Annotated in this window: 12 protein-coding genes; 9 read left to right on the top strand and 3 right to left on the bottom strand. The window is 72.0% G+C overall.

Annotated features, from left to right (window positions below; genetic code table 11):
* The 8 genes from VF092_22620 to VF092_22585 all read left to right on the top strand — a co-directional run.
* Window positions 1–280 (top strand): hypothetical protein (locus tag VF092_22620; protein ID HEX6750106.1); only part of this gene is annotated, 280 nt, incomplete at its 5' end.
* Window positions 281–379: 99 nt separating this feature from the next.
* Window positions 380–1,234: a L,D-transpeptidase gene (locus tag VF092_22615; protein ID HEX6750105.1), complete on the top strand. Its 855-nt coding sequence runs from the start codon at window positions 380–382 to the stop codon at window positions 1,232–1,234.
* A gap of 122 nt (window positions 1,235–1,356) precedes the next feature.
* Complete coding sequence (locus tag VF092_22610) at window positions 1,357–1,668, top strand: hypothetical protein (GenBank protein ID HEX6750104.1); 312 nt, start codon at window positions 1,357–1,359, stop codon at window positions 1,666–1,668.
* Window positions 1,669–1,711: 43 nt separating this feature from the next.
* On the top strand, window positions 1,712–1,945 hold the full coding sequence (locus VF092_22605) for a hypothetical protein (GenBank protein ID HEX6750103.1): 234 nt from the start codon (window positions 1,712–1,714) through the stop codon (window positions 1,943–1,945).
* A 141-nt stretch (window positions 1,946–2,086) separates the two neighbouring features.
* Window positions 2,087–2,308: a DUF2905 domain-containing protein gene (locus tag VF092_22600; GenBank protein ID HEX6750102.1), complete on the top strand. Its 222-nt coding sequence runs from the start codon at window positions 2,087–2,089 to the stop codon at window positions 2,306–2,308.
* A gap of 30 nt (window positions 2,309–2,338) precedes the next feature.
* Window positions 2,339–6,145: a hydantoinase B/oxoprolinase family protein gene (locus VF092_22595; GenBank protein ID HEX6750101.1), complete on the top strand. Its 3,807-nt coding sequence runs from the start codon at window positions 2,339–2,341 to the stop codon at window positions 6,143–6,145.
* A gap of 61 nt (window positions 6,146–6,206) precedes the next feature.
* Window positions 6,207–6,443, top strand: coding sequence for a hypothetical protein (locus VF092_22590; protein ID HEX6750100.1), 237 nt, complete (start codon window positions 6,207–6,209; stop codon window positions 6,441–6,443).
* Entirely contained in the window at window positions 6,430–6,873 is a 444-nt protein-coding gene (locus VF092_22585; protein ID HEX6750099.1) for a PIN domain-containing protein, read from the top strand. The genes VF092_22590 and VF092_22585 overlap by 14 nt, the downstream gene beginning before the upstream one ends.
* An 85-nt stretch (window positions 6,874–6,958) precedes the next feature.
* On the opposite strand, the gene VF092_22580 is transcribed toward VF092_22585, so the two are convergent.
* Window positions 6,959–7,891 (bottom strand): nuclear transport factor 2 family protein, encoded by a 933-nt coding sequence (locus VF092_22580; protein HEX6750098.1) that lies wholly within the window; start codon window positions 7,889–7,891, stop codon window positions 6,959–6,961.
* Window positions 7,892–8,097: 206 nt separating this feature from the next.
* Here VF092_22580 and VF092_22575 point away from each other — a divergent pair, with 206 nt between their 5' ends.
* The gene (locus tag VF092_22575; protein ID HEX6750097.1) at window positions 8,098–9,054 is read left to right on the top strand and encodes a serine hydrolase; all 957 of its coding nucleotides are present in this window, start codon (window positions 8,098–8,100) and stop codon (window positions 9,052–9,054) included.
* A gap of 102 nt (window positions 9,055–9,156) precedes the next feature.
* Here VF092_22575 and VF092_22570 read toward each other — a convergent pair whose 3' ends face one another.
* Together VF092_22570 and VF092_22565 are read right to left on the bottom strand one after the other, a co-directional pair.
* Complete coding sequence (locus VF092_22570; GenBank protein HEX6750096.1) at window positions 9,157–9,639, bottom strand: hypothetical protein; 483 nt, start codon at window positions 9,637–9,639, stop codon at window positions 9,157–9,159.
* A gap of 43 nt (window positions 9,640–9,682) precedes the next feature.
* Window positions 9,683–10,843 carry a hypothetical protein gene (locus VF092_22565; GenBank protein ID HEX6750095.1) on the bottom strand — a complete coding sequence of 387 codons (1,161 nt, stop codon included), beginning with the start codon at window positions 10,841–10,843 and terminating at the stop codon, window positions 9,683–9,685.
* Window positions 10,844–10,881 lie beyond the last annotated feature (38 nt).

The following is a 10,881-nucleotide window of genomic DNA, read 5'->3' as shown; positions in this document are numbered from 1 at the left end:
GCTCCACGGCAGCACGCAACGATGGCGAGAGTACCTCGCCGCTGGCCTCGAGTTGCTCGACTATGCTCATGAGCCACAATATGTAGTGGCCAACATGAACGAAGTCCACAACTTTCGCGCATGGCCCCTGAACGGTTACGCCGCGATTTTAATCGCCCTTCCCCACCCGGAGTTGGCTGCCCCTCTCCATCGAATCCCCATCCCCCTCACCCGGAAACTTCTGCCGGAATTGCCGCGTAACACGGTGCTCCCGCAACGTGCATCTTCCGTGAACGCATGAAGCTGCACAGATTTCGGCGGGTGCACGATTCTCGCAGGTGAATCGCCGCCCCCCTCCGGAGGGACCGGAGACACTCGCAGCAACCGCAGTAACCGACCGATGCATCCGATGCGACACTTTCGCTGGGCGACGGCCGCCCTGCTCGCGCTGGGCGCGGCCGCGCCGCTGCGCGCGCAGCAGCTGGCCATGGCGCCCGACACCGGCGGCACCTCGGCCGGCGACCGCCCCAGCGGCCTGGTCACGCGCGAGGAGTTGATCGTGGACCGGCTGCGCAAGCTGGGCATCCCCAACCCGGATCCCGCCCCGCGCAAGCCGAAGGACGCCGCCGACAGCGCGCGGTGGCTCCGCCAGCGCCGCGCCGCCGACGCCCTTCCCGGCCGCAAGATCGTCATCTCCGTGTACGACCGGCGCCTCTGGCTGATCGACGGCCAGGACACGCTGATCAACACCGAGGTGGGCGTGGGGATGGGAAGCGTGACCACCGCGCGCGGCCGCGTCTACGACTTCAACACCCCCACCGGGCTGCGGCGCGTGCTGGTGAAGGAGGAGGAGCCGCTCTGGAACCCGCCCGACTGGCACTACTACTCGCTGGCCGAGCGCGTCCGGCAGTTCCCCGCCGAGGGGCTGACGCTGGACGACGGGCGCCGGGTGGTGCGCCGCGGCAACTGGATCGGCATCGTGGAGGGCGGCGAGTTCACCGCCATCCCGCGCGACTCGTCGCTGTTCTTCAACGGGATCCTGTACATCCCGCCGTTCGGCACCGAGAACCGCAAGGTCCCCGAGGTGCTGGGCCACTTCAAGCTCGACACCGGCGGCGGGATCATGATCCACGGCACCAACGACCCGCTGGCCATCGGCTTCCCCGCCACGCACGGGTGCATCCGCGTGCGAGACGAGCCGCTCGAGGAGCTGTATGCCGCGGTGGAGGTCGGCACGCCGGTGTACATATACTGACGCCGGCCGCGGAGACGGACGGCCGCGCGGGCCGGGGGACGATCCCTCGGCCCGCGTCCTTTCTCCCGGGGCATGGGCGTTGCGAGTGCCCCCGGCCGGACCGACGGCGAGGGGGTGATCCGATGCGCAGGACGACGACGCTCGCGGCGTTGCTGGCCGCGCTGGCGGTGGCGGGGTGCAAGGTCCAGGTCGAGGACAAGGGGAAGCTCCCCGACGTGGACGTGCGCAACAAGGACGGCGGCACGCCCGAGGTGGACGTGAAGCCCGGCCGCATGCCCGACGTGGAGGTGAAGGGCGACTCCGGGATCCAGATGCCCGACATCAAGGCACCGAAGATCGAGGCGCCGAAGATCGAGGCGCCGAAGATCGACGCGCCCGAGGTCGACCTCCCCTCGCCCGGCCGCGACACCGCGCGCCGCACGAACCCGCGCTGACGCGCGACAGCACACGACGACGAGAACGGGAGCAGGGATGCGGATGAGGAGGTTGGCGGCCGCGGCGGTGCTCGCCGCCGCGGTGGCGGGATGCGGCCGCTTCGGCGGCAACGGGGGCGACGGCGGCACCGCGGAGGGGCAGAGCGGCGACCCGCAGGCGGCGCAGGAGGATTCCGCGCGGGCGACCGCGAAGGCGCTGCAGGACTCGGGCGTCACCGTGGACACGCAGACCATCGACACCGGGACGGCGCGGACGACGCCCGCCGAAGACAACTAACCAGGCCCACAGTCGGCCCGCCACGAGCGGCCCCGGCGCGCCACGTTGTGCGCGCCGGGGCCGTTTTGCGTCACCCGCGCTGGCGGAGGGATGCATCGCGGCGTTACGATAGGAGATACACCCGACAACAGACGCAACCGCATGGACAACCGCACGCTGGGGATCCTCATCGTCGCGCTGGGCGCCGCCGCCGTGCTCGCCGGCCTGCTGGTGCTGGCGGGCGGGCTCGGCTGGTTCGGCCGGCTCCCCGGCGACGTGCGCATCGAGTCGGGGAACGTGCGTGTGTTCGCCCCGATCACCTCCATGCTGCTGGTGTCGGTGGTGCTCGGCCTGGTGCTCTGGCTCGTCCGCCGCTTCACCTGACCCAATTCCCCACCGCGAGAGGCGAAGAGCGTGGATCCCAACGCACCGGCTCCCTGGCAGATCTGGATCGACACCGGCGGCACCTTCACCGACTGCCTGGCGCGCGACCCACGCGGCGTATTGCGCCGCGCCAAGGTGCTCAGCAGCAGCGCCCTTCGCGCCAGCGTGGAGAAGGCGCTGGCGCCCGATGCCTTCCGCGTCTCCGAGGACTGGAGCGCGCCGCAGGGAACGGTGGACGGCTTCGAGGTGCGGCTGCTGGGCCTCCGCCACGCGCCGGCGCGCGTCACCACCTACGACCTGAAGACGGGCACCGTCTACCTCGACCGCCCGCTGAACGAGCTTCCCCCGGCGGGGACCACGGTGGAGTTCGTCTCGCCCGACGAGGCGCCGGTGCTGGCCGCCAAGCTGGTGACGGGGACGCCGTTCGGCGGGCGCCTCCCCCCGCTGGCCATGCGGCTGGCGACCACGCGGGGGACCAACGCGCTGCTGGAGCGGCGCGGCGCGCGGGTGGCGCTCTTCATCACCCGCGGCTTCGGCGACCTGCTGCGCATCGGCACGCAGCAGCGCCCCGACCTCTTCGCGCTGCGGGTGGAGACGCGCGAGCCACTGTACGAGGAGGTGATGGAGGTCGACGAGCGGCTGGCGGCGGACGGCTCCGTCCTGCACGCGCTGGACGCGGAGGCGCTCGCCGCGGCCGCGGCGGAGCTGGCCGGGCGGGGGATCGAGGCCGCGGCGGTGGCGCTGATGCACGCCTACCGCAACCCCGCGCACGAGCGTGCGCTGGCCGGCGTGCTGCGCGCGGCCGGATTCCGCCACGTCTCGCTCTCGTCCGAGCTGGCGCCGCTGATCAAGCTCCTTCCCCGCGCCGAGACGGCGGTGGTGGACGCCTACCTCTCCCCCGTGATCCGCGACTACCTGGAGCGGGTGGGCGGCACGCTGCACGGCGGGCAGCTGCACGTAACGACGAGCGCCGGCGGGCTGGTGCGGCCGGAGGACTTCCGCGCCAAGGACTCGCTCCTCTCCGGCCCGGCGGGCGGCGTGGCCGGCGCGGCGTGGGCGGGGCGGCGCTCGGGGTTCCGCCGAGTGATCGCCTTCGACATGGGCGGCACCAGCACCGACGTCGCCCGGTTCGACGGCGACTTCGAGTACGTCTGGGAGCACGAGGTGGGCGGCGGCCGCATCTTCTCGCCCGCGCTGGCCATCGAGACGGTGGCGGCGGGCGGCGGCTCGATCTGCGCGTTCGACGCGGAGGGGCTGCGCGTGGGGCCGGAGAGCGCGGGCGCGGCGCCGGGGCCGGCGTGCTACGGCGCGGGCGGCCCGCTCACCATCACCGACTGCAACCTGCTGCTGGGGCGGATCGCCGGCGGCCGCTTCGCCATCCCCGTCGACACCGCCCCGGCGGCCGACGCGGCCGACGCGCTGCTGGCCGAGGTCCGGGCGCGCACCGGTCAGGAGACGCCACGCGAAGCGCTGCTCGCGGGGGTGATCGACATCGCCGACGAGCGCATGGCCGACGCCATCCGCACCATCTCGCTGCGCCGTGGTTACGACCCCGCGGAGTACGCGCTGGTCGCCTTCGGCGGAGCGGGGGGACAGCACGCGTGCGGCGTCGCCGCGCGGCTGGGGATCACCACCGTGGTCGTCCCCGCCGACGCCGGGCTGCTGAGCGCGCTGGGGATCGGGCGCGCGCCGCTGGAGCGCTTCGCCGAGCGCCAGGTGCTGCGCCCGCTCGCGGAGATCGAGGGCGACGTGGCGCACTTCTTCACCGAGCTCTCCAACGAGGCGCTCGAGGCCGTCGCGCGCGAGGGGGTGGAGCGGTCGACCATCACCGTCCGCCGCCGCATCGCCAACCTGCGCTACGCGGGGCAGGAGTCGTCGCTCGCCCTGGAGTGGAAGCCGGGGATGGATCTCCTCGCGGCGTTCGAGGAGCGCTACACGGCCATCTACGGCCACCGCCCGGTGTCGCGCGCGGTGGAGGTGGAGTCGATTCGCGCCGTCGCGTCGACCCCGGTGGACGAGCCGTCGGCCGAAGAGCGGCCGGAGCGCTTTCCCGCGCCGGGGAACGGCACGCGGCGGATGTGGCTGCGCGGGGGATGGCGCAAGGTGCCGTCGTACGACCGCGCGCAGCTCACGCCCGGCGCCACCTTCACCGGCCCCGCCGTAGTCACCGAGCGACACGCGGCCACCGTCGTCGCGGAGGGATGGGACGCGGAGATGGACGCCGCGGGCGCGCTGGTGATCACGGCGTCGCCGGCCGCCGCCTCGCCCGACCCGGCGGAGGACGGGCAGGCGGCCACCCCCGAGGCGGTGCGGCTGGAGCTGTTCGTCAACCGCTTCCGCGCGCTGGTGGGCGAGATGGGCGAGATGCTGCGCCGCACCGCGCTCTCCACCAACGTCAAGGAGCGGCTGGACTACTCCTGCGCACTGCTGGACGCGGAGGGCGAGCTGGTGGTGAACGCGCCGCACATCCCCGTCCATCTCGGCGCGCTGGGGCTCTGCGTCCGCTCCGTCGCCGCCGCGCTCCCCATGCGCCCGGGCGACGTGGTGGTGACGAACCACCCCGCGTTCGGGGGATCGCACCTTCCCGACGTCACCGTCATCAACCCCGTCCACGACGACGACGGCCGGCTGGTGGGCTACGTCGCCAGCCGCGCGCATCACGCGGAGATCGGCGGCACGCGCCCGGGATCGATGCCGCCCGACGCGCGGACGCTGGCCGAGGAGGGCGTCGTCATCCCCCCGATGCTCCTCGTCCGCGATGGCGAGGCAAGGTGGGACGAGATGCGGCGGATGCTCGTGGAGGCGCCGCATCCCACCCGCGCGGTGGAGGAGAACCTGGCGGACCTGGCCGCCGCCGTGGCCGCCAACCACCGCGGCGCGGAGCTGCTGGCCGGCCTCGCGCGCGAGCACGGGAGCGCGGCGGTCGCCGGCTACATGGACGCGCTCAAGCGCCGCGCCGAAGACGGCGTGCGCGAGGCGCTGCGGTCGCTCGGCGACGGCGTCTACCAGGCCGAGGAGCGGCTGGACGACGGCGCCAATCTCTGCGCGCGCGTGGAGATCCAGGGCGACCGCGCGATCATCGACTTCGGCGGGACGGCGGACGTGCACCCCGGGAACCTGAACGCCACGCCGGCGATCGTGCGCAGCGTCGTCCTCTACGTCCTCCGCCTGCTGGTGCGCGAGGCGCTGCCGCTGAACGAGGGGCTGCTGCGCGCGGTGGACGTCCGCATCCCGCGGGGGATGCTGAACCCCGACTGGCCGGACGACGCCACGCGCGCGCCGGCGGTGGTCGGCGGCAACACCGAGGTCAGCCAGCGGCTGGTCGACACGCTGCTCAAGGCGCTGAACCTCGTCGCCTGCAGCCAGGGGACGATGAACAACGTGCTCTGGGGGACGGACCACTTCGGCTACTACGAGACGGTGTGCGGCGGCGCGGGCGCGGGGCCGGGGTGGGACGGCGCGGGGCCGGTGCACACGCACATGACCAACACGCGCATCACCGATCCCGAGGTGGTGGAGCACCGCTACCCCGTGCGCGTGGAGCGCTTCGGCGTGCGCGCGGGCTCCGGCGGCGCCGGCCGCTTCCGCGGCGGAGACGGCGCGGTGCGCGAGACGGTGTTCCTGGAGCCCGCCTCGCTGTCGATCCTGGCCCAGCACCGCGCCGAGGGCCCCTACGGCGTGGACGGCGGCCAATCCGGCGCCCCCGGCCGCCAGCACGTCGTCCGCGCGAGCGGCGAGATCGTCGAGCTCGGCCCCGTCGACGGCTGCGAGGTGGCCCCCGGCGACCGGCTGGTGCTGGAGACCCCCGGCGGCGGCGGCTGGGGGGCGGCGGAGTAGACGGGCTTGTGCATCACTCGAATCCCTGCGATAATTAGACGAACATCACAGGGAGGAAGAGATGGGCGAGCCTGCATACAAGCTGGAGGAGCGCGAGGACGATTGGGTCGTCTACATCGACAAGGGACTGGACCGTAGTGAGCTCTGCGAGTTCCTCGATTACCTGACGTTGCAGTCGATCCGAAGGCGGAGCGGGCTCACCGAAGAGGACGCTCAGATGCTCGCGGACGAGGTGAAACGCGCCGCCTGGGAACGGGTGCGCGACCGCTTCGAGCGGGTGCATCGTGCCGGCGGGTGACGCGCCGGTCGTCGTCGATACCAACATCATCTTCTCCGCCCTTCTTCGACTCGAATCCCGGATCCTGCACTCTCTGCTGACTTCGGGGCGGCGGCTGCTGATCTGCGAAACCATTCTCGTCGAGCTGTTCCGGCACCAGGATCGCATCCGCCGGCACTCGACCGTTGGCGACGACCATTTCGGGAAGCTCCTGCACGACATTCTTCGCCGTATCGAGATCTACAAAGAGGACCTCATCCCCGACGAGTACGTTGCTCGAGCGATGGATCTGTGCGTGGAGATCGATCCTGCCGACGCCATCGTTGTTGCTCTGACGCTCGCGGCCGACGGATTGCTCTGGACAGGAGATCGCAAGCTGCGACGCGGGTTGGAGATTCGCGGTTTCGACCGCTTCTACGATCCTCCCCACTCACAAACCGAGGCGGAGTGAGCTGGCCCTGATGCGAAACCGGGGCGTGCCGATGATCGGCACGCCCCGCGTTTTGCTCGAAAACACTCCCCGTGGCAGCGGGTCGCTACTGCGGCAGGAAGACCTGCGACTGGATGCGCCAGCGGCCCTGGTCGCGGATCAGCACGGCGATGAAGGTGCCCTTCCCGGTGCGCTCGCCGCCGGTGGTGGTGAAGGTGCCGGAGAGGTAGGCCAGGTTCCCGCTCGCGCGCACGGTCTCGACGGTCGTCTCCAGCGCATCCAGCTGCGCGCCCGCGGACCACAGCGCGATGGCCGCGCGGCCGCGCACCGGCACGCCCGTGGCGGTAACGAGCAGCGCGTCCTCGGCGTACAGCGCCTCGAAGGCGGCCAGCTCCCGCGCGGCCTTCCACCCCTGCATCAGCGCCTGGAACCCGCGCCGCGCCTCGTCGGGCGAGGCGCCGTCGTTCACGCGCGTGCGTCCCGCGGCCGCCTCCGGCGGCGGGCGGGGCGCCTCCCTGGGCACCTCGCGCCGGGCGACGCGCTCGGGGCGGAGGAGGTGCCAGACGATGGCCCAGTCGCCCAGCGGGTCGCGCTCCAGCAGCATCACGTCGGTGCCGAACGTCTCCTGCACCGAATCGGCGCCGATGGGCGTGGGGCGCACCGTCTCCAGCGTCGCCCAGGCCAGCTCGCTCCCCAGCCGGAACTCCACGATGCGGCTCCGCATCGGCGCGACGGTGGGGAGCACGCGGGCGAAGTACGCCGCCAGCGAGTCGCGGCCGCGCCACTCGCCGCCGTCGCCGGGCCAGAGCACGGCCTCGCGCGCGTACAGCTGCGCCAGCGCGCGGACGTCGCGGCTCCCGTACGCGCTCTCGTAGTCCGCCAGCAGCGATGAGACCTGCTGCCGCGCCGCGGCCTGCAGCTGCCGCCGCTGGTCCTCGGCGGTCGTTCCCCCCATCCCGTACATCTCCCGCTGCGCGAGGAGGTACGAGGGGATGGAGATCGAACCGGCCAGGATCAGCAACAGGGCGGCGATTCGCATCCGCGGGAGCGGCAGAGGGAGCATGCGCGGGAGACGATCCGAGGGGTCGCGGAAGATCCGCCGATGAACATCGCCTGACTGGTGAGGGATCGCCACTCCGGATCACGTTCTGGGACCGCATGGAGATGGAGAGCGTGGACATCGCCGCGTCCCGGCGCCATACTGCCGCGCATCACCCATCCATCTCCATCCATCCCCCGATTCCCATGATCCGACCGACGCGCCTGATCGCCGCCGCGCTGCCGATCGTGCTGACGCTCGCGTGCGCGAGCGTGCCAGCGCGCGCCGCAACCCCGCGCGCGGGCGGCGCCCCGCAGGACACCGCGCAGCTCCGGCGCACGCTGGAGGGGCTGATGCGCGGCTACGCGGGCGTGGCCGGCGTCAGCGTGCTGAACCTGCGCACGGGCGAGTCGCTCTCCATCCGCGGCGACGAGACCTTCCCCACGGCGTCGCTGATCAAGACGGCCGTGCTGGTGACGCTGATGGACGAGGTGCGCCGCGGCCGGGTGCGGCTGGACGAGCACACGACCATGATCGCGCGCGACCGGGTGGGTGGGTCGGGGGTGCTGCAGTACATGCAGAGCGGGCTGGAGCCCACGCTGGGCGACCTGGCGTGGCTGATGATCACCATCTCCGACAACACCGCCACCAACCTGCTGCTCGACAAGCTCAACGTGAAGACGGTGTGGGACAAGATGGACTCGCTGGGCCTGCGCCACACGCGCATCCACTCGAAGACCTTCCTGCGCTCGACCTCGATCGCGGTGGACTCGTCGGTGAAGTACGGGCTGGGGGTGACCACGCCGAACGAGACGGCGCGGCTGTTCGAGCTGCTGTACCGCGGGCGCGCGGTGTCGCCGGCGCTGGACTCGGCGGCGCTCGACATCCTGCGCAACAACCAGGACGCCACCAAGCTGGCGCGCTGGCTCCCCGACACCGTGTCCGTCGCGCACAAGACGGGCGAGGTGGACCAGTCGCGCAACGACTGCGGCATCATCTACGGCCCCGAGGCGCCGGTCGTCGTCTGCGCGATGACGCGCGAGAACCGCGACACCTCGTATGCGCCCGACAACCCCGCCAACCTGCTGATCGCGCGTATCGGGCTGGCCGTCTTCCACCACTACAACCCGTCCGTGCGCGTTCCCGATCCGCCGCTGAGATAACAGAAAAAGAAGGTCTCACGCAGAGGGCGCAGAGGACGCGGAGAACTCATCGCTGCACTGAGTTCTCTGCGCCCTCTGCGACCTCTGCGTGAGGCAAATCTTTTAGATGTTCTCCCGGTGCGACGGCGGCCGCTCGTCGGGCGAGTCCAGGCCGCCGGTGCGCGGCCGCGTCGCCGGCGACCCGGGCTCGCGGGGGAGATACTTCGCCTCGAGCCGCGCCACCTTGCCGTTCAGCCGGCCGACCAGGATGCGCGTCGCACGGAGATCGTGGTTGCTCTCGATCAGCATCAGCGCCATGTCGCCCGCGGCCCACAGCAGCCCGGCGAACACGATGATGCGCGTGGCCTCCACCAGCAGCGTGGGGATGGCCTCGTTGCCGCGGTTGACCAGCCCCAGGATGATCTCGCCGATCAGCAGCAGGATCAGCAGGATCGCCAGGATCTTGAACAGCCGCGCGATGTAGCGGAGCCCCTCGTGCGGCTCCAGGTCCTCGTCGCGGACGTCCATCTCCGGCGGCAGGTGCTCCTCGTCGGGCTCGTCCATCCGCCGCTCCAGCGCCGCGCGCCCACCCCTCGCCTCCGCCATCGTCTCCTCCCCCGTTTCCGAAAAGCGAACCCGCGGCTCCCCCCTACCACGCGCCCCAGCGGGCGCGGTACCCTCGCGTGTCGATGTGCACGAACCCGTGGTGCGCGCCGGTGGGCGTGTAGATCCCGATCCCCCCCACCAGCTCGGGGTGCGCCTGCTCCACCCGCTCGGCCGCGCGCCCCAGCACCCGCGCGTCCTCCACGTTCACCCGGCCGTCGCCGTTCAGGTCGTCCATGAACCCATCCTCGTCGTTGTCGATGGCGATGTCCATGGCGTCGCCGTACATGTGGCGGCTGAGCGCGGCGCGGCCGCTGGGGTCGCCCCCGCTCTCGTTGTAGCTGGGGGTGCGGAAGGCGCTGACCACGAAGATGTTCTTCACCGGGTGCCCCTCGCGCTCCAGCTCCTGCAGCGTCAGCTCCACCTTGTCCAGCTCGCGCGGCTGCATGGCCACGTACTTGGGCCACACGTCGTTCTGCCCCTTGGTGACGAAGTCGCCCAGCTGGACGTGCTCGCTCACCCACAGGTTCAGGTTCTCGCGCGTCACCTTCACCAGCCCCGGCGGCGGCTCGTAGATGGGCTTGGGCGCGCCGCCCCGCTCGAAGGGCCAGCTGCCGATCCGGTAGCCGCCGATCCGCCCGTTCTGCTTGGCGGAGAGGGGGACCAGGGTGATGACGGCCACGTCGGCCGCGGGGCGGATGGCGTTGGCCATCTTCAGCACCACGTTCCAGATCCCCGGCGCCTGCCCCGGCTGGTCCGCGGCCACGGCGCCCCCCGCCGTCCCCCCGCGGGGCTGGAGCTGTACCTCCGCGCCCTCGGGGATATCTGACGCGTCGACCGCCGTCTCCCCTGGCTTCAGCACCTTCACGCGCACCGCGCCGCTGGCGCCGGCCACCTCGCGCTGGAAGTCGGCCGAGAAGGCCTGCACCACGCGGTCGGTGACGAACGCGGCCTCGGGCGGCGCGTCGGCGGCCAGCGGCGTGCGGGTGATGGCGCCGGAGATGCGCGCCACCGGCGGCCGCCCCAGCAGGTCCGCGCGCGGGGCGATGAAGATGCTGTACAGCCACCCGGTCACGAACATCGCCACCAGGAGGGTGGAGACGCGGTTGAAGCTGCGCTCCTGCCTCGGGCTCAGCCCCGCCTTCTCCCAGCGCGACCGGTTCTCGGTCACCAGCGGGAAGAGGAAGTGGTCTTCGGCGTATTCCATGGCGGCGCCGCTGCTTCAATCACCGTGCCGCCGGCCGC

It is taken from the genome of Longimicrobium sp., from assembly GCA_036377595.1.
GTDB lineage: Bacteria > Gemmatimonadota > Gemmatimonadetes > Longimicrobiales > Longimicrobiaceae > Longimicrobium.
Note: the sequence above shows the minus strand (reverse complement) of the source record. Positions and strands in the feature narration are given on the sequence as shown.